The organism is Mesorhizobium sp. M1365 (genome assembly GCF_040317865.1).
Taxonomy (GTDB): domain Bacteria; phylum Pseudomonadota; class Alphaproteobacteria; order Rhizobiales; family Rhizobiaceae; genus Mesorhizobium.
Map to the genome: position 1 here is coordinate 36150 of NZ_JAMYLG010000030.1, position 26980 is coordinate 63129.

Here is a 26980-nt window from a genome sequence, read left to right on the forward strand (position 1 = left end):
TCAGCGCTTTTTGCGCAATGAGACTGGAATGTTGAGCGTCTGGCCATCCCGCGCGGCAAAAGCGCCGGTAAACCTGTCCTTGGCCAGTTTCTGGATCTTGTCCAGTTCCTTGTCGGTGCGTGTCGGATCGTGGTGAAACAGCGCAAGCCTCCGCGCACCTGCCGCCTCACAGAGTTTGACGCCCTGTTGCCACGTCGAGTGCCCGTAACCGCGGCGGCGTTCCATTTCCTCCTCGGTGTAGGTGCAATCGTAGATGACGAGGTCGGCATCTTCGATCAGGCCGAGCACCGTCTGATCGAGTTTGTCCGGGTCGTGCTCAGTGTCTGTGATCACCGCCACGACGCCGCCACCCCATTCGACCCGGTAGCCTATGCAGCCGCCCGGATGCATAAGACTGCCGGTTCGGACCACCACCCCTTCGCGCGGGCGAAGCACGTCTCCGGATACGAAATCGCGATAGTCGAGGCTTGCCTTGCAGGCCTCCAATTTCACCGGAAACCACGGCGGCCGCATGAACTCATCGACCATCTGCCGGGTCGTCATGTGTCCTGCAAGATGCCCGGACCAAAGCGTAACCTTGGCGCCCCGGTCATAGATCGGCGCAAAAGACGGCAGCCCGATGATGTGATCGTAATGGCAATGGGTGAAAAGCAGGTCGAAATCGGTCACGCCCAACGCCTGAAGCGCCGCGCCGGCAGGCCGTAGGCCAGAGCCTGCGTCGAACAGAAGCGTATGCTTGCCGCATCGCATCTCGACGCAGATTGAGTTGCCGCCATAGCGAGAGAATTCTGGCCCTGATACCGAAATGCTGCCGCGGACACCCCAAAACCTGACCTGGAAAACGTTGTCGTCCATGCTACCCCTTCGCCCATCATATCCAAACAACTGCTGCTAGGCGAGACAGGCTTTCTCCGGGTGATCTTCTCAGCGAGAGGACAGTGCCGTCACGACGGCGAGGATCGAGCGCACGTCCTTCGTTATTTGGCGCTTCGTGCGTCGATGAGATCCGCGGTCGTATGGCTTAGGCGATCGGCAAGAACCCGCAATATCTCGATGGTCATTTCCGGGAACTCCCTCATAAGCCTCAGGAAATGATCCTTGCGGATTCTCAGGGCTTCCAGCGGACTTGCCGCTCTGACGGTGGCAGTGCGGGAGCTGTTGCACAATATGGCGATCTCGCCAACGATCGAATTTGGCTCCAGTTCGGCAACTTTTATCGGTCCGCTGTCGGAATCGACAAGAATATCCGCCCTGCCTGAAAGGATGACATAGGCGGCGTCTCCCTCGTCGCCCTGCCGGAAAAGGATCTGGCCGGCGCTGTAGCTCACACGATCGGATGTGAACGCAAGCAGCTTGAGCTTTGTCGGCTCGATGGCAGAGAACAAGGGAACGCGTTGCAGCATTCCAACTTCATCCTTGAGCAGCATTGTCGCAAACCTTCCAAAATTCGCGTTTGCCAGACTAGAGCAACGGACGCCCAGATGGAATCAATTCTCTTTCCGGGATGGCGAGACAAACCACGCGAAAGGTGGCGAGCCCGATGTCGTGCACCGGCAGAATGATCCCATCTGAATGTCCGTTGCTCTATGACAACAGTTCCTTGAAGATACCGTTCCCTGCCAAAAGTGTCTCGTGTGTTCCGTCTTCCGCCAATTGACCCGAGTCGAAGACGATAACGCGATCGAACATCATCGCCATTGCCGGATTCGTCACGACCCACACAATTGCCGGCGAATGGCCGTCGCGCCTGGCTTCCTCGAGCACATTTCGCAGCACCTTATCCTGCATGCGCTGGTCGAGCGCCGACAGCGGCCGGTTGAGAATGAGAAAATCGGGACGCTTGAGCAAGGCCCGGGCAACATCGAGCTTCTGTCGCTGTCCACCGGTCAGCCGCCTGCCGCCGGAGCCGACGTTGAAGTCCAGGCCGACATCCAGAAGTTCGCCATAAAGCCCAAGTTCGTCAAGAATGTCATAGACGATGGAGCGTATGCGGTCGGGCGCGTCGGGATGATTGTTGCCCACACGCCCGAACAGGACATTATCCATGACGGTGGCCGCGGCAATGTATTTGGCAGGATCATACCGTTCGACCGCATTGTGCAGCTCGGGCGGCAGGTCTTCATAGAACCGGTTGCGTGCAGCGACGATCTTGCTCATCAGCTCGTCGCTCAGCAGGCCGAAGCGGTGCCGGGGCTCGATGTAGGCAAAGCTCAAGGTAACGATCATGGCGCGATCGTTCTCCGAAACCGCCTCGTAGGGACGGTTCTTGAGCCGTTGCAGCAAGGTTTCGTAGGCGGGTATCTCCTCCGCGCTCATGAAGGCGAGCTGCTGGAAGAACTGGTGATCGGGCGGCAGGTCGGCAAACAGCTCGATCGCCTGTTTGGCGATCTCCAAGCCCATTTCGTAGAGCGTTCGGTCGAGGCCGGCTTGCCTCAGCACGGAAGCAAAATAGGGATTGGCCGCCAGGGCCCTGTCGGCCAGTTCAGGGCCGGCGGCAGCGCCGAAGAGCAGGTTTTGGCCGATCGTTGCTTCCTTGTTGTAGGCGCCCGGTTCGAAAGGAACCACCAGTCCGCTCAGCCCCTCTTGTTCCAGCCGGGTCCGCAGCGCCGCACGCAGTTCGACGATCCGCCTGGCAAGCTCCGTGTGACGCGTGAGGTCGGCCGAAGAGCGCAAGCCGAGATCCAGAATGTCACGCGACAGAACAACCGCGTCGAGCACCCGGCGCACGGCTTCAAAGAGGTCGTGCGGGCCGGTAGCGCCAGCGGAAGCATAGTTGATCCAGTCGCTGTGGATATCAAGATCCGGATTGCCCGACCGGCGCGCCTCGTGAATGTTCCAGCGTTGCTGATCTGCCGCAGCACCGTCATAAGGCACCGATGTCAGCGGCGCATGCTTCAACCCGTAGAGCAGGTTGTCGCGGAGGCTTGCCTGGAACAGGAAAACATCCGACGAGGCATACGACATGCGCCGGCCGGTTACTGCTTCGGGGAGTTCAAGCAGGTCGTCGGTGCCCGAAGCGACCCTTCCGCTGTCCGGCCAGGTCAGCCGCGCGAAGGCTTCTGCAAGCGCCTCCGCTCCACCTGTTGCGGTACTGACCAGTGCCACCGTCTCACCCGGCTTGACCTGGAGGGAGATACGGTTGAGGAGCATTGCACCACCATCGTCTGCTACGGACAGATTGATCGCCGACAGCGGCTTGGTCATCGGATCGGGATCGTCGATCGTCAATGCCCCGATTTTCGGCGCGATGAGACCTTCGACGGTGAACTGTTCAACGACCTGTTGATATTTGACCTGGACATCCTGCCGATCCTGATCCCAGTCGATCAGTTCCTTCATCGGTCCGGGCAGGTCCTTGTAGGCGCCGATCACGGCCACGAGCTGGCCGACGTCCAGCCGCCCCTCAAGGACCAGATACCCGCCGATCATGTAGAACAGAAAGGGCGTGAGCTGCGCGAGAAAATTGTTGAGGAACTTCACCATGAATTTCCATTGGTAAAGATCGAAGCGGATCTTGAAGATGAGCCCGAGCCGGGCAGCTATGTCGGCGCGCTCGTAGTTTGATGTATCGTGGACGTGAACCGCGCCGATGCCGTCGACGATTTCGCCAACCCGGCCCGAAAGCGCGCGCGCCGTCAACTGCCGTTGGCGCCCGAGCACGATCAGCCGCCGCCGCATTCGCGGGATGAGCACGATCTGGATCGCCACGATCACGACCGCTATCATTCCGAGCCAGACGTTCTGGATCATGATGAACAGCATGGCCGTCAGCGCTTGGCCGCCGAGCAGTACCGGCTGCAGGAAGGCGTCGCCGATGAAGCCGCCCAGCGGCTCCACCTCGTCCTTCACCATGGTCGCCACTTCGGCGGATTTCACCCGCTTGAAATAAACCGGCGGAAAACGCAGCACACGGTCGACCAGATCGAAGCGGATACGCCGCAGCATGCGTTCGCCGAGGCGGCCCTTGTAGGTGTTGATGTAGAATTTGAACAGGCCGTTGATGACGACTAGCAAGAGGAACACAAGGCTCAGGGCAAACAGGGTCTCCTTGCGGTCGAGCTGAAAACCGGAGAAGAACTGGACCTCTCCAACGAACGGCAGGTTATAGTGTAGCCTCATGAATGGCTGGGTCGCGCCCGGTTGCTCGAAGCCGCGACCTTGGATCGGTCCGTTGACGATCAGCTTCGGCAGGTCGAAGGACATGAAATACGGGATCATCGAAAGCACGACGATCATCAATATCCAGAGTTGCTGCTTCTTGGTGTGCGTCCAGATATAGCGGGCTAGGCTGGCTTCCATATGCGACTGTGGACCCTTCAGTTGGAAGGATGCAGGATGTAAAAGCACCTGCTGGCGAATGGCGTATCGGCAATTTCTTCATCGCCAACGACAAGCTCGAAGCTGCTGTGCACGGACATTGTCCTGCGCTCAACGATGCAAGAAACCTGCGAGGCGGCGCGATCCAGTTCCGACGCATGGTCGATGGCATCGACATGGGCATTGTTGATCGGCGAAGACAGCGGCTGGCCAAACGGTCCGCGGCTTTCGTAGGGCTTTGGCGAACAGCCGAGCGGCACGAGGCCGCAGCTGCGCGGCTGGTGCTGGCGGATGGACGCCGATGATCCGGACAGATGCAACAGGCTCTCTCCGGCACCGGGCAATAGCCAAGCGGCTTGCAGCATGATCACGTCCGCGGAATCAAACAGTCTTGCGGGAGGCAAGATTGCGTTGTGTCGCCCAAAATCCCAACATACAAGACGAATTATGATGGATGTCACGCAACCACGCAATGCCATGGACTGGCACGAGCAAGCCTTAGACCTCACGCGGGGAATTGCTGCTTATGTCAACTGCCCTCTCGTGGCAGGGCTGGCGCGGGTCGTCGCCAAGCATCCGAAGGCCGATATCGCCAACGCCTTCAACCACAAGCAGGTCGCCTGCAAGATGTGGGCGCTCGACAGGCTGTTCGAAAGCGGCGACGGCCGCTTCGGACGCATATGGGTTCTGGGTGGATGGTACGGCGTATTGCCGGCAATGCTTTTCAACGACGCCCGCTTCGACATCGCGGCGGTCGATAGTATCGACATCGATCCCGAAGTCGCGCCGGTCGCCCGGACCCTCAACCGGGAAGCCGGCGACCGGTTCCGGGCGCTGACGGCAGATATGTACGCACTCGACTATGCGGCCGGGCGGCCCGATCTGATGATCAATACGAGCTGCGAACACATAGCCGATCTGCGCGCCTGGCTTGCTCTGCTTCCGCCGGGCACGAATGTACTGCTGCAATCGAACGATTATTTCAGCGAGCCGACGCACATCAACTGCGTGGCTTCGCTTGCAGCCTTCGAGGAAATGGCGGCGCTACGGGAGGTGCGGTTCTCCGGCGAACTGCCGACAAAAAATTATACGCGCTTCATGCTGATTGGAACTGTTTAATGCATTTCGCCCAAAAGCGCGTAGCGGTTTGGGCCAACGACACGCATAAAAACAGGACTTGAAGCGCGTCGCACGAATCTCACCAGACGCGACGCGCGTTAGGGCATTTGCAGGAAAGTGTGGAAACGGCTTTCCGTCCGGAATTGCGTCAAAACAAAGAGACAGAGCGGTTCTGCGTGAAACGATGAACCGCTCTAGGATCTATCGTCTGTTTAATCATGAACTTTTCCGAAACCGGGCCCCACGTTTAGGGACCATGTTCGATGCCGCTCGCGCAGGATTTGCGCGGAGCGACGCGCGCCTTCCAGATCGAGACGATGCGCAGATGGCGTCGGTTCCACAAGCGCTTGTTCGACCGCTTGCGCCAAACCTTCAGGCGTCAGGTCCTTTTCCATCAGCACCGTTGCAAGACCGAGTTCTTCGAGCATCAGGGCGCGAACCGTCTGTTCGGTTTCCCCGCCGGCTGCAAATGGGACGAGCAGGGAGCGACAGCCCGCGCGCAGGACATCGCAGACCGTGTTGTAACCCGCCTGCGAGACTGACAGGCGGGCGCCGGTCAGCAGGCTGGCGAAATCCTCGCGGAACCGGAAGATGGACAGGCCCGGCGTGGCATCGCGTGCGATCGCGTCAAACTCGTCTTTCGGCAGGTTTGGGCCGGTGATCAAACACCATTTCCAAGCGTTGTTGGCATTCCGCGCCGCTGCGATGGTGGATCTGACAAGGCTCTTTCCGGCAGCCCCGCCGCCAACTGACACCAGAACGTCGAAGCGCTCGGAGGCCGCGGGCGACGGCGGCGCGGCAACGAGCCCCGTGTAGGTGACCTCGGCCCTGATCGCCCCAGCCAGTGGAAATGTCTTGTCGATGGTTGCGAAAGCCGGATCGCCGTGGACCATAACAAGATCGAAATGCCCGTTGATGAGATCGACCGTTTCCTCGTTTCGGCCCAGCTTGACGCGCTCCTGGAGGATATCACGGACGGACGTCGCCAGCAGCGGTCTGGGCGACGTCGCGTCGATGGCCTCGATCAGCGGCAAGAGTTCGAAACGCATCTGCCGGCGTCCAAATGGAAACGCCTCGACAATGACGATATCAGGCCTGCAATCCCGGAATGCCTGCAGCAGCATCTCTGAACGCCATTTCTTGAAATCATCGTCGATCGGGTTGCCTTGCAGGTCGACAAGTCCCGAAAATCCTTCATCACCGGAGGTGACAGGTGGCAGAGTTACAGATTGTACACCCAGTCCCGGAAACCCGGCGATCGGCGCTCCGCCGGTCACGACGGTAACGTCAAACCCGTCATCGACCAGAGCCGCCGCAATGCGGCTGGCGCGCGCGAGATGGCCGATGCCGAGCAGGTGCTGGACATAGAAGAAAGCGCGCAGCCGCTTCATTCGGCGGCCCGCCACTCCCGCTCGAACAGTTCCTTGAGCTGTCCAATGCTTGCCATATGATCGAAATTGCCGCGCACGCGCCGCTCTGCGGCGTCGCCGAGGCGGTCGCGGAGCACGGGATCACGGATCAGGCGCTCCAGCGCCTGTGCCAGGGCAATCGGGTCTTCCGTCGGAACCAGCAACCCCGTTTCATCCGGCGATAAAAGCTCCGGCACGCCGGAAATATCGGTCGACACGCAGGCAAGCCGCTGGCTAGCCGCCTCCACCAGAACGTTCGGCAGACCGTCGCGGTCGCCAGTTGCGGTGATCCTGCAGGCCAGGGCGAAGATGTCGGCACGGCGGTAGTGCTCAAGCACCTCCTCCTGCGCAAGCGCGCCTTTCCAAGAGACGCGACCATCCAGGCCGAGCTTTTGCGCCAGCGCCTTGCACCGTTCCAGTTCTTCGCCGCCGCCGATATGCTCGAAACGCCACGCCAAATCGCCGGGCAACAGGGCAAGGGCCTCCAGCAACGTATCGTAACCTTTCTTTTCAACGGCGCGCCCGACACTCAGAACGACAACCGGTTCGTCCGGAGCCGAGCCGTCATGCTGCTTTCGCGCCTCGCCGAAACTGCCGAAGCGATCAAGGTCGAGCCCATGATAGCTCAGATGCACAGACGAGTTGCCGTTAGCGAGTTTTTTCAGACGATCGAAGCCGGTTTTCGTGCAGGTGACCGTCCAGCGCGCCGAGGAAAGCTTGCCGGCCAGATCCCAGTCCGCCGAAGTCCAGATGTCCTTGGCATGGGCAGAGCAGGTCCAGGGCTGGCCACGAAGCTGGCTGGCATAGCGCGTCACCGATGCAGGCGTGTGCGCGAAATGTGCATGCAGCCAGCCCGCGTTTTCCGGCCATTCGGCCGCCAGCACGAGCGCTTGCCCGAAGCGGCGCGCGCGATTGCGCGTAAAGTCGCGGGGCATATCGGCAGCCAGCGATCCGAGCGCGCGCCAGAAGCCCGGACGCAGCACATAGGCAAACAGCGAGCGAAGCACGCGCAGCGGCTCTTCATGCAGATATTCCGGCAGATAATGGACGGGCGCTTTGATCTCGTCATGCACGGGGTGGCGTTTTTCGTCGGTCGGCCGCCTGAGCGCGACGAGTATCAGGTCGAACCCCGCACGCTCAAGACCGAGCAGTTCCTGCGCGATGAAGGTTTCGGACAGCCGCGGATAACCCTTCAGAACCACGACGATCTTGCGATGTTGCAACTCAGGTCATTCCTTCAATGACCGAAAGGTGATGGCCGGCCCGCCGGTCGAGCAGTTCCGCAACGATTTCGGAAATATGAGGCAGCCCTTCCAGCGTCAGATGCGGATTGCTCTGCGATGGGCGGGGCCGGTCCGGCAGCACCTTCAGTGCATCAGCAAACCGCCGGGAATCCTCGGCTTCTTCCGGCAAAAGCATCTCGATGAGGCCGAGTTCGGCTGCGCGCCGTGCGCGGATCAGTTGTTCCCGGCGGGGCTCGACGCGCGGCACGATCAGCGCCGGCTTGTCGAAAGACAGTATCTCGCAATAGGTGTTGTAGCCGCCCATCGCCACTACCGCCTTGGCGCCGGCAATCAGGTCTTCCATGCGGTTGTCGAACTCGATGATCTTGATGTAAGGGATCTTGGACCCCTTCTTGAGCAGCTTGTTGCGCTTGCGCGCCGGCATGTAAGGCCCAAGCACGATCAGGGCTCTATGCTGCAATTGCGGATCCTGCTGATAGGCATCGATGACGTCGTGGATCAGATCGGCGCCGTCACCGCCGCCACCGGTAGTAACGAGGATATAGTCGCCCTCGGGCCGGTGGCCGGGCAACTCGTTCCGCTGCAGGCTCCGTTGCAGGAACCCGACGAACCTCATCTTTGCCCTGACAGCCGGGGGCACATCCAAGCCCGTCAACGGATCGTAGAAATCCGGCGGACCATAGGCCCAGACCTTGTCATAGAAGACGCCTATCTTGCGCATCACGTCTCTGCGTGCCCACTCTGCTTCGAGCAGATGCGGCGCATCCATCACCTCGCGCAGGCCAAGCACCAGCGTGGTGCCCCGCGTCTTGAGGTAGGACAGCGTGTCCTCAATCTCACCGCGCAGGCCGAGCGGTTCCTTGTCGACGATGAAGATATCGGGCCGGAAGGTCTCAGCTGTATGGCGGATGATCGACTGGCGCATCCTTAGCGTCTCATGCAGATCGATGTCCTTTTCCAGCGAGGTGTATTCGCCGTTGCGCAGCTTGATGACGCTGGGGATCTTCACGAAGTCGACACGGGCGCGGTAATCGAAGGCGCCAGCTATAGTCGCACCCGAAATGATGAGCACCTGAAGTCCGCGGAAATCCTCGACCAGTGAATGCGCGATAGTCCGGCAGCGCTGCAAATGGCCGAGCCCGAACGTGTCGTGGCTGTACATGAGAATTCGAGCGTTTTCTGCGTGCTGGGTCATTGTTGAACGTCTCTTAGAATTCTCGCCTTGAGGACCGTGAGCGACCCGCAGGATTCGAAATCATCCTCGCGGGTCTACCGACCTGTTCTGAAACATGAGGGCGCAATTTTCAATTCGTATTACAAAGAGGGTCCATATGCTGAAACCAGGAAGCTACGTCTGCTCAGCGGCCTGCTTGCCACGTGGTCCAGAAGAACCTGCATCATTTCACTGGTATTGACCATCTCGGATTCTCGGCGGCCTTGACCGCTGCGAAAAACGTGGAAACTCCAGAATGGAATAAGATATGGGCTGGGTACTTCACTTCGAGCGTCTAAGCCAAGCTCCTAAACCATGATGTGCCTTGGCGGTGGGAAGCCGGAGCGTTGACGGAGTAGGGGACGCGTTCGAACCGCCTAGATCTTGACTTCTCAGACCAGAATCTAGGGGTCAGGAGTTCGACTCTTTTCGGGCGAGCCAATTGAACTCACTAGCTTTTTGGACGCCATGGGCGCATGAACTCGCCGATTGCAGGCGTGTCAAAGCTGACCTGTTTGCCGCCAACGACAGCGCCGGCCTTCGGGCCAGCATCCGAGTCTTCGATCCCTTTTCCGGTTGTACCGCGCAGGTAATATTCGGCTTCCATATATATTCGAGATTGAGGGCGAACCGGAAAAAAATGTCTTCGCCTTTGACCTCATCCTGTGCATAGGCCCGGGAAACCGGGGCAAGGCCGGTGGCCGAAGCGAGCGTTGCTCCCAGGCCAAACTGCAACGCGCGGCGGCGCGAAACACGAAATGCAGGCGTGACGCGGATCATGGCTTCCTCCCAAAAGCCCGCCGGCATCAAACATTTTGGCACCTCAAAAGCGCACCTGCGCTCCCAACTTCAGGAGATGTGGAATGTTTCTCAATCGCCTTGAATGATCTCACCGATGGTCGAGCAACTAGGTTTCCTCGACCCTAGCCTGATGTCAGCCGACGCACACTGCGCTGTAGCGGCGCCGGATCTGCCGGCAGCAAAAATCCCGCCGCTGCGGTCGTCCGAAGTACGCTGTCGATAAAATCCAGGACTTTTGCGTATCGATTTCGGACCAAGGTCCGTCTTGTAGAATACTGTATTTGAACAAAGCTAGGTAACAGCCGACTTTCGGATTCGAAAGTCCTGACGTTTTTCATCTGAAACCCATCCTGGCGGGAGGGCGACTCGAAGGAGGAACTATGAAAACGCGCACCTGTCTATTCGCGACTGTAGCCGCTCTCACCCTTGTCGCATCTCCGGTACTCGCTGCTCCCGGGGGCAATGGCAATGGCAACGGCAATGGCGGCAGCAACGGTAACGGCGGAAACTCGGCCGGGGCCGGCTCGCAGGGACACGGAGCCGCCACTTCCGCCGCGGCCAAGGACAAGTCGACGACCGGCGTTGCTCATGCAATGGCGGTCGTTGCCACGACACCGGCCTCACCGCAGGCTACGCTGGCCTTGCAGGCAGCGCTGGACAGGAAGGCCGCGAAAGACGCGGCAGACACTGCCGACGACACCTCTGACGAAACCGAGTAAGCATTCCAAACAGACCACTTGTCGCGTTGAAAGCCGTGGTTCGCCGCGGCTTTTTCGTTTCCCGACGACGAACTCTCAAGGTGAACAGCGCTTCCAGAAAAAAGCTGCTCCACGGCGGCACTGAAGCTACGCTAAGGCCAAACGACGCCGCATCGGCGTCGGATTCGAGTGCATTCGAGGAGATCCCATGGCCGGCTTTGTCGACCGCGAGCGCGCAACTGACCTGATGCAGCGCGCCGGCATCGAGGCGCTGGTGCTTTGCGAGCCCGAGGCGTTCCAATATGCCACCGGTGCCTGGATCGGCCCGGCCGGCCTGTTCCGGCGGGCCGGTGCCGGTTTCGTCGTTATTTCCAAGCGAGGCGACCTGCCGCTCGGCGTCGTGGTGGCGGATTTCCAGGCTGCCCGGCTCCGGGCGGCGATGGCCGGCGCCGTGCTGCGCACGCATGCGATCTGGATCGAATCGGCGTCGCTCGAGCCGGCGACGGCCGACCGGCCTGTTGCGCAGCGCATCGAGGCCGGCCTGGTTGGCCGCGCCCCCGGTTTTTCACGTCCGGCGACCTTCGAGCTTGCCCGCTCCGTCCGCGAGCTGAAAACGATCCTCGCAGAATTCGGGCTGGAGCGTGCGACGCTCGGCATCGAGCTGGATTTCGTCTCGGCCAGCGATTTTTCCGCGATGCAGGCAATGTTGCCGGGCACTGCCCTGGTCAACGGCTCGCCGGTTCTCGACAGGCTGCGGGCAATCAAATCGCAGAGCGAGATCGACCTTCTGCAGCAGGGCATCGCCCTGTCGGAAGCCGGCCTGTCGCGGCTGCAGCAGCATGCGACGACCGGCATGCGTCAGTCTGAGCTGGTCGCGCTTTACCGGCAAGGCGTCGCGGATGCAGCCGCCGGGTCGTCGCAGCAAATCTCGACGGCGGAATACGTCACGCTGGGCGCTCGCCCAAAAGGCGCCGACGTCGTCGCCGCCGCCGGCGATCCGCTGAAGGCCGACATGGTGTGCAGCGTGAACGGCTATGCCTCGGATATGTCGCGGAATTTCACCTTCGGGCCGCCGTCGCCCGAACAGGCCGAATTGCATGCGATAGCCGAACGCGCCTTCGCCGACGGGCTTGCCGCGCTTATGCCCGGAAAGCCGTTAGCCGCCGTGCATCGCGCCGCCAGCGAAAGCCTGGCGCGCCAGGGCCTGCGTTCCTATCGCCGCGGCCATTTCGGCCACGGCGTCGGCAATTCCGTGTTTTCCGAGCAATGGCCGTTCATCTCGGCCGACAGCAATGTCGTGATCGAGGCCGGCATGGTGCTGGCATTCGAAATCCCGCTCTACATCGACGGTCTCGCCAGCTTCAATCTCGAGGACCAGTTCCTGATCACCGCCAACGGGCCGTCGCCGATGAACCGCCTGCCGAGGCGCCTGGATATTATCGCTTGAATCCAGCCGTTATCTGGCGCTGGCCACGCCCCTGCGGAAATCCGACGGCGACATGCCGGAAAGCTTGCGGAACGACTTGTTGAAGGCACTGAGCGAGCCAAAGCCCGATTCCATGGCGACGCGCAGCACATTGGCATCCTGATGCATCAGCAGCGCCTGCGCGTAGCTGAGGCGCAGCAAGTTCACATATTCATTGAGCGTCATGCCGGTCGATTTCTTGAATATGCTCATGGCGTATTTGGGATGGATATCGGCCGCCGCGGCGATGTCGACGCAATCGATCTCGTAGAGGAAATTCTCGGCGATGAAGTCGCACATGCGCCCGACATTGCGCAGCGATTGCTGATCGAAGGGACTGCCTATCTCCTGTTCGACCGGGGTTTCGGGCACCAGCCGGTAAGGCTCGAAGCGCACCCGCTCCAGCCGCAGCAAAAGCTCGTTGACGGCATGCTCGGCCTTGACCGGGTCGCCGGAGCGGGCATAGCGATTCCAGCGCTCGAAATTGTGGTCGTCCGACCGGTCGGTGGCGTCGGTCACCAGCGTCGCGCCGGTCATCAGCCTGTTGCGGACATCGACGGGCAAATGCAGCCGGAAGAAATGCACCAGCGGCAAATGCGCGCCGGCATAGATGGCATCGTCGGACGCTTCGTCCATCTGGTGCGGCAGGCCGCCCCAGAACAGGCACATGTCACCCGCAGAAAGCGAAAGCCCGTGCCCGTCCATGCGGTAATGCACGGCGCCGCGCACGATGAAATTCACCTCGACCTGGGCGTGCCAATGCGGCTTTAGCATCACCAGGGGCTGGGTGTGGAACATCTGCAGCAGCAGCGGCAGGCCCTCCACGCTGCTGGCGCCAGGCTGGTAAAACGGCCTTTCCGGCATCTTACTTTCCGCTCATTTCTTATTCCCTTTGTCGCGGACAAGGCTTTCCCGAGGCCTAGTCTAGCCACGCTCGCAAACAGAGAGCAACTGAAATGGGAGGATTTCAATGCGCATAAAATTGACCTGCGCCGCGCTCGCGCTTGCCTTGGGCTCCAGCCCGGCCTTTGCGCAGTCCGGTGAAATCACGATCTGGAGCTGGAATATCGCCGCTTCGTCGCTGAAGGCCACCATAGCGGGCTTCAACAAGCAGTATCCCGACATCAAGGTGACGGTCGAGGACCTTGGCAACCAGCCGACCTACGACAAATCAATCGCCGGCTGTGCCGCCGGCGGCGAGGGGCTGCCTGACATCGTTACGATCGAGAACGGCGAAGCCGAAAACTACTGGAGCCAGTTCCCGGATTGCTTCGTCGACCTGCATACGCTCGGCTACACCGCGGAAGACCAGGCAAAATTCCCCGACTTCAAGCGTACCGAGCTCGAGGTTGACGACAAGGCCTATGCGATGCCCTGGGATTCCGGTCCAGTGGCGATGTTCTACCGCCGCGACTTCTACGAGAAGGCTGGCGTCGATCCGTCCTCGATCAAGACCTGGGACGACTTCATCGCCGCCGCCAAGAAAATCCAGGCCGCCAATCCCGGCGTCACGATGACCAACGCCGATTTCAACGGCGATTCCGAATTCTTCCGCATGATCTCCAACGAGCAGGGTTGCGCCTACTTCTCCGCCGACGGGCAATCGATCACGGTCAACCAGCCCAAATGCGTCGATGCTATGACCAAGATCAAGGAGATGAAGGACGCCGGCATCATTTCCTCTGCCGACTGGAGCACCAAGATCACCAACAACACCGCCGGCAAGGTCGCCACGCAGATGTATGGCGGCTGGTATGAAGGCACCGTGCGCACCGAATCGCCCGATGGGGCAGGCAAATGGGGCGTCTATCTGATGCCGAGCCTGACCGCCGACGGTCCGCGCGCCGCCAATCTCGGCGGCTCCTCGCTCGCCATCACCTCGGTGTCGAAGAACAAGGAAGCCGCCTACGCCTATCTGAAATACACGCTTGCGACGAATGAGGGCCAGATCACCATGCTGAAAGGCTTCGGCCTGGTGCCGTCGCTGATCTCGGCGCTCAACGACCCTTATGTCTCCGAGGGCCTGCCCTATTGGGGTGGCCAAGCCGTGTGGAAGGACATCCTCGGCACCTTGCCCAAGGTCGTCCCCAGCCGCGGCACGCCGTTCCAGAGCGACGCCGAAATCATCATCCGCGCGGTGCAGACCAAATATCTGGCCGGCGGCTATCCCGACGCCAAGGCAGCGCTCGACGATGCCGCAAGCCAGATCGCCGCGGCGACCGGCCTGCCCGTCAAGTCGTGATCTAGACGAGGCGGCTCCGAGCGCGCGGCTCCCCTTCTCCCCTTGTGGGAGAAGGGGAGCCGAAGGCGACGGATGAGGGGTGCTCCAGCTTGGCGCCGGCGGCACTCCGGCCATCACCCCTCAACCGTCTCGGCGCTACGCGCCGATCTACCTTCTCCCACAAGGGGAGAAGGCAAGAACTTGAAAGCAGAAAGGAGGAAACGATGCGCTACCAGAACGCCACGGCGTATCGCTTCCTCGCGCCGTATCTGCTGATTTTTTCGATCTTCTGGCTGTGGCCGATCATCGATTCCTTCCTGATCTCGTTCCAGGCGACGCGCACCGTGCCGTGGCGCTTCGCGCCGACCTTCAACTGGGGCCGGCTGATCGGCGATCCGGCCTTCTTCAATGCCTTGAAGAACACATTGCTGATCCTTGTCATCCAGGTGCCGGTGATGATTTCGCTGGCGATTGTGATGGCGGTGCTTTTGAATTCGCCACTGCTCAAGGCCCGTGGCCTGTTCCGCTTTGCCTTCTTCGCGCCGGTCGTGGTCGGCGAGGTCGCCTATTCGGCGGTTTTCCGGCTGATGTTCAATCTCGACTACGGCATCATCAACAAATTGCTGAACAGCATCGGCCTGCCCAGTGTCGACTGGTTTACCAACGTCACCCCGGCGATGGCGGTGATCATGATGGCGGTGACGTGGCGCTGGGCCGGCTACAACGCCATCATCCTGCTCGCCGGCCTGCAGTCGATTCCCGAGGATGTCTACGAGGCGGCGACCCTGGACCGGGTCAGCAAGGTCAAACAGTTCTTCTACATCACGTTGCCGCTGCTCAAGCCGATCATCGTGTTCTGCGCCGTGCTGTCGATCATCGGCACCATGCAGCTGTTCACCGAGCCCTTCCTGATCACCGAGCGCGGCGGGCCGGGCGGCGGCACCGAAACGCTCGGGCTGCTGCTTTACCGCCAGGGCTTCCGGTCGCTCAATTTCGGCTACGCTTCGGCCGTCGCCTACACCATGGCCGGGCTGGCGATCGCCATTTCGCTGGTGCAGATATGGCTGACGAGGGAACCGAAATGACCTCGCACTCAAGAGTCAGCCGCTCCCAGGCCAGATTGGGACGCAGCATCGCGCTGCATCTGTTCCTGACGCCGCTGGCACTGGTCTGGCTGTTTCCGCTATGGATGATGGTGGTTTTTTCGACGATGCCCGACAACGGCATCTTCAGCCCCGACATCGAGCTTTTGCCGCATGGCAATTTCCTCGACAATGTCAGCAATCTGCAGCGCGGCACCAATTTCATCGGCGCCATCGGCATCTCCGTCTCGGTGGCGGTGACCTATACCTTCCTGTCGGTGATGCTGACCTCGATGGCCGGCTGGGCGCTGGCGCGTTACAACTTCTTCGGCAAGGGCATGGTCGTCGCCATCATCTTCGGCACCATCACGCTGCCCTATGCGGTCGTGCTGATCCCGCAATTCATCATGGTGGCGCGCGACTTCAAGCTCGCCAACACCTGGGTGGCGCTGATCGTGCCGCCGCTGTTCAATTCGCTGGGCGTGCTCTTCATGCGGCAGAGTTTTTCGATGATGCCGCACGAGCTGTTCGACGCCGCCAAGGTCGAGGGCGTCAAGGAATGGCGGATATTCCTGTTCGTCGCACTGCCTCTGGCGCGGCCGATGCTGGCGGCGCTCGCCATCATCCTCTTCCTTGCCTCCTGGAACAACTATCTCTGGCCGCTGCTGATCAATTCCAAGCCGGGCGCGATGACCGCGCCCGTGGCGCTCGGCACGCTGATCGGTCTCACCAAGGTGTCCTGGGGCGGCATCATGGCGGGCGCGGTGATGCTGACGGCGCCAATGCTCGTCGTGTTCGTGCTTCTGCAGCGCCATTTCGTTGCCGGCATCGCCGCCGGCGCCATCAAGTAAGGATCAGCATGGCGGCAGTCACACTCAAAAACGTCATCAAGCGCTTCGGCGTCTTCGAGATCGTCCACGGTGCCAATATCGACATCGATGACGGCGAATTCGTCGTCTTCGTCGGCCCTTCCGGCTGCGGCAAGTCCACGCTGCTTCGGATGATCGCCGGACTCGAGGACATCAGCGACGGCGAGATCGCCATTGGCGGCAAGGTGGTGAACGACGTCGAGGCGGCCGATCGCGGCATCGCCATGGTGTTCCAGTCCTACGCGCTCTATCCGCACATGACGGTCGAGCAGAATCTGAGCTTCGGCCTGAGAATGACCGGCAACCCCAAGGCAGATACCGAGCGGCGGGTGAAGCGGGCTTCCGAAATCCTGCGTATCGCCGAGCTGATGAAGCGGCGGCCGCGGCAATTGTCGGGCGGCCAGCGCCAGCGCGTCGCCATCGGCCGCGCCATCGTGCGTGAGCCGCAAGTGTTCCTGTTCGACGAACCGCTCAGCAATCTCGATGCCGAGCTCCGGGTGCAGATGCGCGTCGAGATATCGCGCCTTCATAAGGAACTCGGCGTTACCATGGTCTATGTGACGCACGACCAGACCGAGGCAATGACGCTGGCCGACAGGATCGTTGTGCTCAACGCCGGCAATATCGAGCAGATCGGCGCGCCGCTCGATCTCTACGACGACCCCGCCAACCGCTTCGTTGCCGGCTTCGTCGGCTCGCCGAAAATGAACTTCCTGGCGGCAAAAATGGTCGGGGCCGACAACGGTGTGGCGGTCGTCCAACTGGTCAATCATCGCGGCGCGCGACTGCGCAAGCCGCTTTCGGATGCCTTGCCTGCAACAGGCGGCGATGTTGTGCTTGGCGTGCGGCCGGAGCATTTCTTCGACGCCGGCCAGGGCGATTGCGACCTTACCCTCAAGGCCGACGTCGCCGAGCACTTGGGATCGGTGAGCTATGTCTATGCCAATTCCGGTACCGGTGGCGGACGCGAGGAACTGATCATCGAGCGCGAGGCCTCGCGGCATCGCGCGAACGGCGACGACCTGGTGGTGTCGATCAAAGCCGACCGCTCGCTTCTCTTCGACGCCACCGGCGCACGCATTCGCTAACCCATCTTTCTTTTGTCCGATCGCGATTGCTCGCGGCCACCCCACGGAGATTTGACATGACGTCCAAACCAGAAAAAGTTCGCTGGGGCATTCTCGGGCCCGGCAACATCGCCAAGGCTTTTGCCGGGGGCGTCGCCCATTCGCGCACCGGCACATTGGTCGCCTTAGGGGCGCGCAATCCCGGCAAGTCGGGGCTCACCGAGGCTTTCCCCGGCGCCCGCATCCTGGACGGCTACGAGGCTTTGGTTGGCGATCCGGATGTCGACGCGATCTATATTTCGACGCCGCATCCGAGCCATGCCGAATGGGCGATCAAGGCGGCCGAGGCCGGAAAGCACGTGCTTTGCGAAAAGCCGCTTGGCCTGACCGCATTCGAAGCGGACGCCATGATCCATGCCGCGCGCAAGGCCGGCACCTTTCTCGGCGAAGCCTTCATGTACCGGCTGCATCCGCAGACGGCCAAGCTGGTCGAGCTGATCAGGGCCGGCGCGATCGGCGACATCAAGATGATCAAATCCAGCTTCGGCTTCGCCATGCCGGGCTTCATGCCGGAGCACCGGCTTTACGCCAAGGATCTCGCCGGCGGCGGCATTCTCGATGTCGGCGGTTATCCCGTCTCGATGGCGCGGCTGATTGCCGGCGCAGCAGTGGGAAAGCCCTTCGCCGAGCCGGACAAAGTCGTCGGCGCTGCGCATCTCGGCCAATCCGGCGTCGACGAATGGGCGTCGGCGCTGTTGCATTTTCCGGGCGGCATCGTCGCGGAAGTGTCCTGCAGCATCTCGCTCGCTCAGGACAATGTCTTGCGTATTCTCGGCAGCAAAGGCCGCATCGAGGTGGCGGATTTCTGGTATGCCGGCGGCCAGCAAGGCGGCACCGGCGAAATCCGCATCATCCGTCCGGGTGACACCGAGGTGGTCGAGGTCACGGAGGACGGCTGGCTGTACGCATTTGAGGTCGACGCCGCCGGCGAGGCCATTCTCGGCGGAAAGCAGGAGTTCGCCTGGCCCGGCATGGGCTGGGCCGACAGTCTCGGCAATCTGCGCGTGCTCGACAAATGGCGGGCCGCAATCGGGCTCGAATACGACATCGAGAAACCGGCAAAGCGCGTCAACACGATCTCCGGACGGAAGCTGCGCTCCGGCGGAACCGCCATCCCCAAGCGCAGCATTCCGGGCCTGCCGCGGCCGGCCTCGTGCCTGGCGCTCGGCTTCGAGGATTTCCGCACCTTTTCGTCGGGCGCCATCCTGCTCGATGCCTATTTCGAGGCCGGCGGCAATCTGTTCGACACCGCCTTCGTCTACGGTTCCGGCTATACCGAGACGCTGCTCGGCCAGTGGCTGAAGAACCGCGGCGTGCGCGAGCAGTCGGTGGTCATCGGCAAGGGCGCGCACTCGCCGCTCTGCTATCCCGACGTCATCGGCAAGCAGCTCACCCAGTCGCTCGAACGGCTGCAGACCGACCATATCGACGTCTATTTCATGCACCGCGACAATCCGGACGTGCCGGTCGACGAGTTCGTCGATGCGATGGACCGCGAGGTCAAGGCCGGCCGCATTCGCGGTCCGTTCGGCGGCTCGAACTGGACGATGGACCGCATGGACAAGGCGATTGCCTATGCCGAGCGCACCGGCAAGCAGAAGCCCGGCGCGCTTTCCAACAATTTCTCGCTGGCCGAGATGCTGGAGCCGATCTGGGCAGGCTGCGTCACCTCCTCCAGCGACGAATGGAAGGCCTGGCTCGCCGCCCGGCAGATGCCGAATTTCGCCTGGTCGAGCCAGGGCCGCGGCTTCTTCACCGACCGCGCCGGGCGCGACCGGCGCGATAATGAGGAGCTGGTCCGGGTCTGGTATTCGGAGAGGAATTTCGGCCGTCGCGACCGCGCCATCGAGCTCGCCAAACGGCTGGGCAAAAGCCCGATCCACGTCGCGCTCGCCTATGTGCTGGCGCAGCCGTTTCCGTCCGTCCCGCTGATCGGGCCGCGCACGCTCGACGAGTTGGAAGACAGCCTCCAGGCGCTCGACATCTCACTTTCGCCGCACGATCTCGCATGGCTGGATAGCGGTTCGGATCAGGCCCGCGCGCGGGCCTGACGGCAGCGGCAGTCGCTTCGGCCTACGCTGCGCCCTTAGCTTCCGGACTGTTTGCACGGCCCTTACCCTCTCCCGCAAAGAACCGGGAAAGGGTAAGAATGAGGTCAGCGCAAAGGCCACTGGAAGTTAGGCAAGACAGATGCTCGACATCGCACCGACGAAACAGGCTGCCACCTGGCTCGATTCCTTTGCCCGGGCGCTCGAGGCCGGCGACGTCGAGGCGGCAACCAATTTGTTCGTCGAGGACTGCTACTGGCGCGATCTCTTGACCTTCACCTGGAACGTCAGGACGATGGAGGGCCGCGTCGCGATCCGCGACATGCTGGCGGCGACGCTGGCAACGACAAAACCTGCCCGGTGGCAGCTCAGCGGCGAAGCGACTTCGGACGAAGGCACGATCGAAGCCTGGTTTTCTTTCGAGACGTCATCGGCGTGGGGCCAAGGCATCATGCGCCTCAGGGACGGCAAATGCCGGACACTGTTTACCGCGATGAGCGATCTCAAGGGGTTTGAGGAGCGCAAGGGCCCGGCGCGGCCGCTGGGTGTCCGCCACAAGGCCGATCCGGAGCGCGAGACCTGGCTGGAGGCGAGGGCGCGCGAGACGCGTGAACTCGGCGCCGGCCAGCAGCCTTATTGCCTGGTCATCGGCGGCGGCCAGGGCGGCATCATGCTGGGCGCCCGGCTCCGGCAATTGGCCGTGCCGGCCATAGTCATCGAGAAGAACGCTCAGGCCGGCGATTCCTGGCGCAATCGCTACCGCTCGCTCGTGCTGCACGACCCGGTCTGGTACGACCATCTGCCCTACATACCGTTTCCCGAGAACTGGCCCGTGTTCACGCCCAAGGACAAGATGGGCGACTGGCTGGAGATGTATACGCGCGTCATGGAGCTCAACTACTGGACCTCCACGACATGCGTGAGCGCGTCCTATGACGAGACCGAAAGGGTCTGGACGGTCGAACTCGATCGCGCCGGCGAGCGCATCACGCTAAAGCCGAAGCATATCGTCTTTGCGACCGGCGCCTATGGCCCGCCCAGGCGCATCGACCTGCCGGGTGCCGATGTCTTCAACGGCGAGATCCTGCATTCCAGCCAGTATTCCAGCGGCGAGAAATTCCGCGGCAAAAAGGTCGCCGTCATCGGCGCCGCAAGTTCCGGCCATGACGTCAGCGTCGACCTCTGGGAGAGCGGCGCCGAGGTGACGATGGTCCAGCGCTCGCCGACGACGGTGGTCAAGTCGGACACGCTGATGGAGATCGGTTTCGAGATCTTTTCGGAAAAGGCGCTGGCCCGCGGCATCACCACCGAGAAGGCCGACATGATCGTCGCCTCGACGCCGTTCGCGCTGCTGCCGCAAGGCCAGCGGGCGCTTTACGACATCATCAAGGCGCGCGACGCGGCCTTCTACGACCGCTTGCGCGGCGCCGGCTTCGCCATCGATTTCGGCGACGACGAGACCGGGCTCCTGATGAAGGCCTACCGCACCGGCTCGGGCTTCTACATCGATGTCGGCGCTTGCGACCTGATCATCGATGGCGAGATCGGCATCCGCAGCGGCGTCGGGATCAAGTCGCTGACGCCGACAGGCATCCTCTTCGACGACGGCACCGAACTGGCGGCCGACGCAATCATCGCCTGCACCGGCTATCTCTCGATGAACGAAACCGTGGCGGCGATCGTCTCGCGCGAAGTCGCCGACAAGGTCGGCCCGTGCTGGGGGATTGGCTCGGGCGTGAAAGGCGACCCGGGTCCGTGGCAAGGCGAATTGCGCAACATGTGGAAGCCGACGGCACAGGAAGCGCTGTGGTTCCACGGCGGCAATCTGGCGCTGTCGCGCTTCTATTCGAAGTACGTCGCGCTGCAGATCAAGGCGAGGATGGAAGGCATTGCGACGCCGGTTTATGGAGCGGCGGGGCGGTGAAGCTGTGATCTCCCCCCTTGAGGAGGAGATGGCCGGCAGGCCAGAGGGGGTCGCCGCGCGTCGAGCGCCAGCCTCCATCCGTTGCAGGAAGACGAGCCCGGTCGAACCGACCCCCTCTGTCGCCTTCGGCGACATCTCCCCCTCAAGGGGGGAGATCACCCACGCCCGAAATGCCGGCTCGCCACCTCGACATGCGTGTCGTGCGCATGCGCTTCGAAACGCTCGGTTTCGCCGAGATCGTCCACCGCCTCGTTCGGCCACCAGCTGCCGCCGACCACGATTCCGTCCGAGACCAGCCTTTGCTCGGCGACCAGCGAGGCGCCGACCGAATCGACAAAGGTGAAGCGGCCCGGACGCAGCCGCAGCACCGCGATGTCGCCGACCGCACCCACCGCCAGCCTGCCGAGATCGGGCCTGGCGATCGCTTCGGCCGGCCGCTGTGTCGCGGCGCGCAGCACCTCGACCAGCGGCATGCCGAGCGCCAGCAGCTTCGACATGCACACCAGAATGTCGAAGGCCGGCCCGTCGACGCAGTAGAGATGCACGTCGCTGCTGATCACGTCCGGCGCCAGCCCCTCGCCGAGCATCGCCTTGGCCACTTCGAAATCGAACGAGCCCATGCCGTGGCCGATATCGAAGATGACGCCGCGCTCGCGCGCCAGCCGCATATCTGGCCGCACCGCCCCCGAGGCGAAGACCGGCGCGTTGGGAAACGGCCGGAAGCAGTGGGTGAGAATGTCGCCCTTGCGCAGCCGCGGCAGCACTTCCGAGCGGCCCGGCGGCGGCTCGTCTATGTGCGCCATCAGCGGCAGGCCGGCTTTGTCGGCGGCTTCGAGCGCGAGATCGACCGGCGCGATGCCGCTGGCGCCGCCGGCATGGCGACCCGAGCGGACCTTGATGCCGACAACCACGTCCGCGTGCTCGCGAGCCGCCGCTACCGTCTCGCGCGGTTCGCAGAGCCGGAGGTCGCTGCACTCGCCGACCGCCACGGTCTGCGAGAAGCCGAATATGCCGGCAAAGGAAATGTTGACATAGGCCAGGATGCGGACTTTCGAGCGCTCGATCACGTGGCGGCGAAAGCCGAGGAAATTGCCGGCGCCGGCGCTTCCGGCATCGATGAAGGTGGTGGTGCCGCTCTTTGCGGCGAGCCGGTCGGCATCGACGCCGAGCGACGTGCCGCCCCAATAGACATGGCTGTGCAGGTCGATCAGGCCCGGCGCGACGATCGAGCCCGTGGCATCGATGACGCGGGCGGCACGTTCGAATGGGATTTCGGTGTCGATCGCGGCGATACGGCCGTCGGCAATCGCCAGATCGCGCTGCGCGTCGAGGCCGGAGGCCGGATCGATGAGGCGGCCGCCTTTTATCAGGAGATCGAATTGCATCGCGCCTGTCTCCATTTTCCCGTCAGGCCGGCCTGTAGGCAACGGCCTCGACCTCGATCTTGATGTCGATCATCAGCCGCGACTCCACTGTCGTGCGCGCCGGCGGGTCTTTCGGGAAATGCCTGGCATAGACGGTGTTGAAAATGCCGAAATCGCGGGCGTCTTCGAGCCAGACCGTCGTCTTGACTACGTCGTCCAGGGTACAGCCGGCCAGCGCCAGTGCCGCCTTGACGTTCGACAGCACCTGCTCGGTCTGTTCGGCGATGCCGCCCTTGACCACCAGCCCGTCTGTGCCGACCGGCACCTGGCCTGAGACATAGACGAAATCGCCGGCCCTGACTGCCGGCGACAACGGCACATGGGATTTTCCAAAACACTGCTTGGGCAAGGAGGTCTCCTCTGGAAATCGTTGCGTGACCGCGCGACTTGTCAGCTTGGCGCGAGAGGACGCGGCCCCTCTGCGAGTCTCATCCAACATCTTCGAAGCCTATATCGCTTTGCCGCGAGAGCGCCAGAACGATCACTGCGCTCGGTGATCCTTCGCGCCAGCGTCTGGACCCGCGACACCAGCCCGCTCAGCGGTCGATCCGCGTCGACAGGATGATCGACGACGACGTGCGCTCGACTCCGTCCATGGCGCCGATCTGGTCGAGAAGCGTGTCGAGATCCCTGATCGACGGCGCCTCGACGATGACGATCATGTCGAAATTGCCGCTGACCGAGTGCAGCGTGCGAACCGGTGCCAGCGCCTGCAGGCTGCGCACCACCTTGTCGGCAAGCTTGGGGGTGACGGTGAGCAGGACATGCGCCCTGACCAGCCCCTGCTCGTAATCCGGCGACAGCCTGACCCCGTAGCCGGCGATGATGCCGCGCTGTTCCAGCCGCTCGATCCGGCTTTGCACCGTCGTTCGTGAGACGCCGAGCCGCCGCGCCAGTTCGGCGGTCGAGGCGCGCGCATTGGTGCGCAGCAGAGAAAGCAGAGCTTGGTCGGCATCGCTGAGCATTTCGACGAACCTTACCGGCACATTGCCCAAAGAGAGGCTGCGTTTCGTACAATCTCACGCTTCCTTTCGACAGGCAAGCTGCGATTCTAACCGTGAATTTAGCATTGGTGCGAGGGACCGGTCATGAAGGAAATCATCGTCGTCGGCGCCGGCAAGATCGGCTCGACCATTGCCGAGATGCTGGCTTCCACGGGCGACTACCAGGTCACGCTCGTCGACCGCTCGGCGGCGCAGTTCGGCGCGGCCGAACTGCCTGAAACGGTCGAGACGCTGGAACTCGACATCGAGGCCGCCGGCACCCTCGAAGCGGCCCTGGCCGGCAAATTCGCGGTGCTCAGCGCCGCGCCCTTCCATCTGACCACGCGCATCGCCGAGGCGGCGGCCAGCGCCGGCGTGCACTATCTCGATCTGACCGAGGACGTCGTCAGCACCAGGCGGGTCAAGGAACTGGCGCGCTCCGGCAACAGCGCCTTCATCCCGCAATGCGGTCTGGCGCCCGGCTTCATCTCGATCGTTGCCAACGATCTCGCCGGCCGCTTCGACACGCTGGAAAGCGTGCGCATGCGGGTCGGCGCGCTGCCGCAGTACCCGTCGAATGCGCTGAACTACAATCTGACCTGGAGCACCGACGGCGTCATCAACGAATATTGCGAGCCTTGCGAGGCGATCGTCGAAGGCGAGCTGATCGAAGTGCCGCCGCTGGAGGAGCGTGAAGAATTCTCGCTCGACGGCGTCACCTACGAGGCGTTCAACACCTCGGGCGGGCTGGGCACGCTGGCCGAAACGCTGAAGGGCAAGGTGCGCACGCTGAACTATCGCACCATCCGCTATCCCGGCCATGCCGCGATCATGAAGGCGCTGCTCAACGACCTCGGCCTGCGCCACCGCCGCGACATGCTGAAGGACATTTTCGAAAGCGCCCTGCCGGCAACGCTGCAGGACGTGGTTATCGTCTTCGTCACCGTCAGCGGCCGCAAGAACGGCCGTCTGCTGCAGGAGACCTACGCCAACAAGATCTACGCCAGGCGCGACGGCGAAACGGTGCGCAGCGCCATCCAGATCACCACCGCATCGGCCATCTGCGCGGTGCTCGACATGCTCGCCGACGGCAGCTTGCCGGCCAGGGGCTTCATCAAGCAGGAGGACATCGCGCTCGACGCGTTCCTGGCCAACCGCTTCGGCCGCGCCTATGCGCAGCACGAGATGGTTAGCCGGCTTGCGGGGTGAGCTGCGTAATCTCCCCCCTCGAGGGGGAGATGTCGCCGAAGGCGACAGAGGGGGTCGCCTCGCGTAGAGCGTCAACCTCCATCTGTCGCAAGGGAGGTCGCATCCAGTCGAACCGACCCCCTCTGGCCTGCCGGCCATCTCCCCCTCAAGGGGGGAGAGCGCGAGCCCTCAGATATGCAGTGCGTGCCCCAGCGCCTTCAGCGCCGCTTCCGGAAAACCCTCGCCCTGTGTCGGATGGGCATGGATCGTCCCGGCGATATCCTCCAGCGTCGCACCCATCTCCAGCGCCAGCCCAAACGCAGTGGACAGCTCCGACACGCCCTGGCCGACGGCCTGGATGCCAAGCACCAGATGGCTGTCCGCCCGCGCCACTACCCGGACGAATCCGTCCTCGCCCAACTTCGTCATCGCCCGGCCATTGGCGGTGAAGGGAAACAGGCCGACCTTGATCTCGCCACGCGTCTTGGCCTCCTCCGGCGACAGGCCCGCGGTGACCAGCTCCGGGTCGGTGAAGCAGACAGCCGGGATCGCTCGTCTGTCCCAGCTGCGTTTGTGGCCGGCGACGATCTCGGCGACCATTTCGCCTTGCGCCATCGCCCGGTGCGCCAGCATCGGCTCGCCGGTGACGTCGCCAATGGCAAGGATACCACGCATCGAGCTGCGGCACTGGTCGTCGATGCGGATGAAGGGTCCGGCCATGTCGAGGTCGATCTGCTCCAACCCCCAGCCTTCGGTCACCGGCTTGCGACCGACCGTGACCAGCACCTTGTCGGCGGCAATCTTGCCGTTCTTGCCGCCATTCGTCTCGACCAGCAGCGCGTCGCGCTTAGTGGACAGCCCCTTGATCTTGGCGTTCACGAGCACCTCGATGCCGAGTTCGGCCAGTCGCTTCACCACCGGCCGGGTCAGTTCCGCATCATATTGCGCCAGCACGCGCGGCAACGCCTCGACCACGGTCACCTTGGCGCCCAGCTTGGCAAAGGCGATGCCGAGTTCCAGCCCGATATAGCCGCCGCCGACCACCGCCAGCCTCTCCGGAACTTCGCTCAGCGCCAGCGCCTCGGTCGACGAAATGACCGGACCGCCGAACGGCAGCGATGGCAGCTCGACCGGCGCCGAGCCGGTCGCTATCACCACCGTTTCGGCGCGGATCACCTGCATGCCGATCTCGGTCTCGACGGCAACGGTCTTGCCGTCGCGAAATGTCGCCCAGCCATGCACCGTCTTCACGCCAGCTTTCTTCAGCAGGCCGGCGACGCCGTTGTTCAGCCGGCTAACGATGCCGTCTTTCCAGGCAATGGTCGCCGCGAGATCAAGCGACGGTGCCGCGACCGTTATGCCGAGTGGGCTTTTGCCGCCGGCCATGTGCGAGAGCTTTTCGAACTCTTCGGCTGCATGAATCAGCGCCTTTGACGGGATGCAGCCGACATTGAGGCAAGTGCCGCCCGGTCTGCCTGCCTCGACGATCACCGTGTCGATGCCAAGCTGCCCGGCGCGGATGGCACAGACATAGCCGCCCGGACCGGCGCCGATGACCAGCAGCTTGCAGGAGATTTCCTTCATGTCAGCTGCGTCCTTTCGGGGATAAATGCCCCACCATCCGGCCGCTGCGCGCCTTTCCTTCTCCCCCTGTGGGAGAAGGTGGATCGGCGCGTAGCGCCGAGACGGATGAGGGGTGTTGGACGGAGTGCGGTAGGTGCCAAGCTGGAGCACCCCTCATCCGTCGCCTTCGGCGACACCTTCTCCCACAAGGGGAGAAGGGGGAGCCAGCGTCCCGGCGCCCCATGCTGCCGGGCGAGGGGGCCTTTGCGACCGTTCTCATCTCCT

22 protein-coding genes and 1 pseudogene are annotated in these 26980 nt (G+C 62.5%); 10 read left to right on the forward strand and 13 right to left on the reverse strand.

Going from position 1 to position 26980, the window contains the following annotated elements; genetic code table 11:
• The 4 genes from NKH04_RS24545 to NKH04_RS24560 form a co-directional block, all read right to left on the reverse strand.
• Positions 1–855, reverse strand: coding sequence for an MBL fold metallo-hydrolase (locus NKH04_RS24545; RefSeq protein WP_352834883.1), 855 nt, complete (start codon positions 853–855; stop codon positions 1–3).
• 122 nt (positions 856–977) lie between these two features.
• Positions 978–1427 (reverse strand): cyclic nucleotide-binding domain-containing protein, encoded by a 450-nt coding sequence (locus NKH04_RS24550; protein ID WP_023675957.1) that lies wholly within the window; start codon positions 1425–1427, stop codon positions 978–980.
• Between the two features lie 157 nt (positions 1428–1584).
• Positions 1585–4299 carry an ABC transporter transmembrane domain-containing protein gene (locus NKH04_RS24555; protein ID WP_352770398.1) on the reverse strand — a complete coding sequence of 905 codons (2715 nt, stop codon included), beginning with the start codon at positions 4297–4299 and terminating at the stop codon, positions 1585–1587.
• A gap of 17 nt (positions 4300–4316) precedes the next feature.
• Positions 4317–4682: a hypothetical protein gene (locus NKH04_RS24560; protein WP_352470896.1), complete on the reverse strand. Its 366-nt coding sequence runs from the start codon at positions 4680–4682 to the stop codon at positions 4317–4319.
• Between the two features lie 85 nt (positions 4683–4767).
• Between NKH04_RS24560 and NKH04_RS24565 the strand changes: the two genes are divergently transcribed.
• A complete protein-coding gene (locus NKH04_RS24565; RefSeq protein WP_353045108.1) occupies positions 4768–5436 on the forward strand; it encodes a class I SAM-dependent methyltransferase in 669 nt (222 codons plus the stop codon).
• 212 nt (positions 5437–5648) lie between these two features.
• Here the strand turns inward: NKH04_RS24565 and NKH04_RS24570 are convergent, their stop codons facing one another.
• From NKH04_RS24570 to NKH04_RS24585, 4 genes and pseudogenes are all read right to left on the reverse strand, one after another.
• Positions 5649–6827 carry a glycosyltransferase family protein gene (locus NKH04_RS24570; protein ID WP_352834886.1) on the reverse strand — a complete coding sequence of 393 codons (1179 nt, stop codon included), beginning with the start codon at positions 6825–6827 and terminating at the stop codon, positions 5649–5651.
• Entirely contained in the window at positions 6824–8068 is a 1245-nt protein-coding gene (locus NKH04_RS24575; RefSeq protein WP_352834889.1) for a glycosyltransferase, read from the reverse strand. The genes NKH04_RS24570 and NKH04_RS24575 overlap by 4 nt, the downstream gene beginning before the upstream one ends.
• A 1-nt stretch (position 8069) precedes the next feature.
• Complete coding sequence (locus tag NKH04_RS24580; RefSeq protein ID WP_352450264.1) at positions 8070–9284, reverse strand: glycosyltransferase family protein; 1215 nt, start codon at positions 9282–9284, stop codon at positions 8070–8072.
• A 490-nt stretch (positions 9285–9774) separates the two neighbouring features.
• Positions 9775–10082: pseudogene (locus NKH04_RS24585) on the reverse strand (ferritin-like domain-containing protein); the annotation flags it as partial.
• A gap of 401 nt (positions 10083–10483) precedes the next feature.
• Between NKH04_RS24585 and NKH04_RS24590 the strand changes: the two are divergent.
• Both NKH04_RS24590 and NKH04_RS24595 read left to right on the forward strand, forming a co-directional pair.
• Positions 10484–10822, forward strand: coding sequence for a hypothetical protein (locus tag NKH04_RS24590; protein ID WP_023675950.1), 339 nt, complete (start codon positions 10484–10486; stop codon positions 10820–10822).
• A gap of 187 nt (positions 10823–11009) precedes the next feature.
• The gene (locus NKH04_RS24595) at positions 11010–12248 is read left to right on the forward strand and encodes a M24 family metallopeptidase (RefSeq protein ID WP_352834892.1); all 1239 of its coding nucleotides are present in this window, start codon (positions 11010–11012) and stop codon (positions 12246–12248) included.
• Positions 12249–12257: 9 nt separating this feature from the next.
• Here NKH04_RS24595 and NKH04_RS24600 read toward each other — a convergent pair whose 3' ends face one another.
• Positions 12258–13130 (reverse strand): helix-turn-helix domain-containing protein, encoded by an 873-nt coding sequence (locus NKH04_RS24600; RefSeq protein ID WP_352491733.1) that lies wholly within the window; start codon positions 13128–13130, stop codon positions 12258–12260.
• A 106-nt stretch (positions 13131–13236) separates the two neighbouring features.
• Between NKH04_RS24600 and NKH04_RS24605 the strand changes: the two genes are divergently transcribed.
• The 6 genes from NKH04_RS24605 (at position 13237) to NKH04_RS24630 (ending at position 21537) form a co-directional block, all read left to right on the forward strand.
• On the forward strand, positions 13237–14508 hold the full coding sequence (locus tag NKH04_RS24605; RefSeq protein WP_023675947.1) for an extracellular solute-binding protein: 1272 nt from the start codon (positions 13237–13239) through the stop codon (positions 14506–14508).
• Between the two features lie 203 nt (positions 14509–14711).
• Positions 14712–15572: a carbohydrate ABC transporter permease gene (locus NKH04_RS24610; RefSeq protein ID WP_254817930.1), complete on the forward strand. Its 861-nt coding sequence runs from the start codon at positions 14712–14714 to the stop codon at positions 15570–15572.
• Positions 15569–16420 carry a carbohydrate ABC transporter permease gene (locus tag NKH04_RS24615; protein ID WP_023675945.1) on the forward strand — a complete coding sequence of 284 codons (852 nt, stop codon included), beginning with the start codon at positions 15569–15571 and terminating at the stop codon, positions 16418–16420. Before NKH04_RS24610 ends, NKH04_RS24615 begins: the two co-directional genes overlap by 4 nt.
• Before the next feature lie 8 nt (positions 16421–16428).
• Complete coding sequence (locus NKH04_RS24620; protein ID WP_353045106.1) at positions 16429–17526, forward strand: ABC transporter ATP-binding protein; 1098 nt, start codon at positions 16429–16431, stop codon at positions 17524–17526.
• A 56-nt stretch (positions 17527–17582) separates the two neighbouring features.
• Positions 17583–19616, forward strand: coding sequence for an aldo/keto reductase (locus NKH04_RS24625; RefSeq protein WP_352820761.1), 2034 nt, complete (start codon positions 17583–17585; stop codon positions 19614–19616).
• A gap of 139 nt (positions 19617–19755) precedes the next feature.
• Positions 19756–21537, forward strand: coding sequence for an NAD(P)-binding domain-containing protein (locus NKH04_RS24630; RefSeq protein WP_353045107.1), 1782 nt, complete (start codon positions 19756–19758; stop codon positions 21535–21537).
• 155 nt (positions 21538–21692) lie between these two features.
• Here the strand turns inward: NKH04_RS24630 and NKH04_RS24635 are convergent, their stop codons facing one another.
• The 3 genes from NKH04_RS24635 to NKH04_RS24645 all read right to left on the reverse strand — a co-directional run bounded on the left by NKH04_RS24635 (position 21693) and on the right by NKH04_RS24645 (position 23926).
• The gene (locus tag NKH04_RS24635) at positions 21693–22922 is read right to left on the reverse strand and encodes an amidohydrolase/deacetylase family metallohydrolase (protein WP_352770415.1); all 1230 of its coding nucleotides are present in this window, start codon (positions 22920–22922) and stop codon (positions 21693–21695) included.
• 22 nt (positions 22923–22944) lie between these two features.
• Positions 22945–23310: a RidA family protein gene (locus NKH04_RS24640; RefSeq protein ID WP_023675940.1), complete on the reverse strand. Its 366-nt coding sequence runs from the start codon at positions 23308–23310 to the stop codon at positions 22945–22947.
• 187 nt (positions 23311–23497) lie between these two features.
• A complete protein-coding gene (locus NKH04_RS24645) occupies positions 23498–23926 on the reverse strand; it encodes an Lrp/AsnC family transcriptional regulator (RefSeq protein WP_352474012.1) in 429 nt (142 codons plus the stop codon).
• A 123-nt stretch (positions 23927–24049) separates the two neighbouring features.
• Between NKH04_RS24645 and NKH04_RS24650 the strand changes: the two genes are divergently transcribed.
• The gene (locus NKH04_RS24650) at positions 24050–25153 is read left to right on the forward strand and encodes a saccharopine dehydrogenase family protein (RefSeq protein ID WP_352770418.1); all 1104 of its coding nucleotides are present in this window, start codon (positions 24050–24052) and stop codon (positions 25151–25153) included.
• 168 nt (positions 25154–25321) lie between these two features.
• Here NKH04_RS24650 and lpdA read toward each other — a convergent pair whose 3' ends face one another.
• Positions 25322–26716 (reverse strand): dihydrolipoyl dehydrogenase, encoded by a 1395-nt coding sequence (lpdA, locus tag NKH04_RS24655; RefSeq protein WP_352770421.1) that lies wholly within the window; start codon positions 26714–26716, stop codon positions 25322–25324.
• Between the last annotated feature and the right edge of the window lie 264 nt (positions 26717–26980).

Bases quoted from the DNA above. Each gene is read 5' to 3' on its own strand.
- NKH04_RS24545 (WP_352834883.1), bottom strand. From the start codon at position 855: ATGGACGACAACGTTTTCCAGGTCAGGTTTTGGGGTGTCCGCGGCAGC.
- NKH04_RS24550 (WP_023675957.1), bottom strand. From the start codon at position 1,427: ATGCTGCTCAAGGATGAAGTTGGAATGCTGCAACGCGTTCCCTTGTTC.
- NKH04_RS24555 (WP_352770398.1), bottom strand. From the start codon at position 4,299: ATGGAAGCCAGCCTAGCCCGCTATATCTGGACGCACACCAAGAAGCAG.
- NKH04_RS24560 (WP_352470896.1), bottom strand. From the start codon at position 4,682: ATGCTGCAAGCCGCTTGGCTATTGCCCGGTGCCGGAGAGAGCCTGTTG.
- NKH04_RS24565 (WP_353045108.1), top strand. From the start codon at position 4,768: ATGGATGTCACGCAACCACGCAATGCCATGGACTGGCACGAGCAAGCC.
- NKH04_RS24570 (WP_352834886.1), bottom strand. From the start codon at position 6,827: ATGAAGCGGCTGCGCGCTTTCTTCTATGTCCAGCACCTGCTCGGCATC.
- NKH04_RS24580 (WP_352450264.1), bottom strand. From the start codon at position 9,284: ATGACCCAGCACGCAGAAAACGCTCGAATTCTCATGTACAGCCACGAC.
- NKH04_RS24590 (WP_023675950.1), top strand. From the start codon at position 10,484: ATGAAAACGCGCACCTGTCTATTCGCGACTGTAGCCGCTCTCACCCTT.
- NKH04_RS24595 (WP_352834892.1), top strand. From the start codon at position 11,010: ATGGCCGGCTTTGTCGACCGCGAGCGCGCAACTGACCTGATGCAGCGC.
- NKH04_RS24600 (WP_352491733.1), bottom strand. From the start codon at position 13,130: ATGCCGGAAAGGCCGTTTTACCAGCCTGGCGCCAGCAGCGTGGAGGGC.
- NKH04_RS24605 (WP_023675947.1), top strand. From the start codon at position 13,237: ATGCGCATAAAATTGACCTGCGCCGCGCTCGCGCTTGCCTTGGGCTCC.
- NKH04_RS24610 (WP_254817930.1), top strand. From the start codon at position 14,712: ATGCGCTACCAGAACGCCACGGCGTATCGCTTCCTCGCGCCGTATCTG.
- NKH04_RS24615 (WP_023675945.1), top strand. From the start codon at position 15,569: ATGACCTCGCACTCAAGAGTCAGCCGCTCCCAGGCCAGATTGGGACGC.
- NKH04_RS24620 (WP_353045106.1), top strand. From the start codon at position 16,429: ATGGCGGCAGTCACACTCAAAAACGTCATCAAGCGCTTCGGCGTCTTC.
- NKH04_RS24625 (WP_352820761.1), top strand. From the start codon at position 17,583: ATGACGTCCAAACCAGAAAAAGTTCGCTGGGGCATTCTCGGGCCCGGC.
- NKH04_RS24630 (WP_353045107.1), top strand. From the start codon at position 19,756: ATGCTCGACATCGCACCGACGAAACAGGCTGCCACCTGGCTCGATTCC.
- NKH04_RS24635 (WP_352770415.1), bottom strand. From the start codon at position 22,922: ATGCAATTCGATCTCCTGATAAAAGGCGGCCGCCTCATCGATCCGGCC.
- NKH04_RS24645 (WP_352474012.1), bottom strand. From the start codon at position 23,926: ATGCTCAGCGATGCCGACCAAGCTCTGCTTTCTCTGCTGCGCACCAAT.
- NKH04_RS24650 (WP_352770418.1), top strand. From the start codon at position 24,050: ATGAAGGAAATCATCGTCGTCGGCGCCGGCAAGATCGGCTCGACCATT.
- lpdA (WP_352770421.1), bottom strand. From the start codon at position 26,716: ATGAAGGAAATCTCCTGCAAGCTGCTGGTCATCGGCGCCGGTCCGGGC.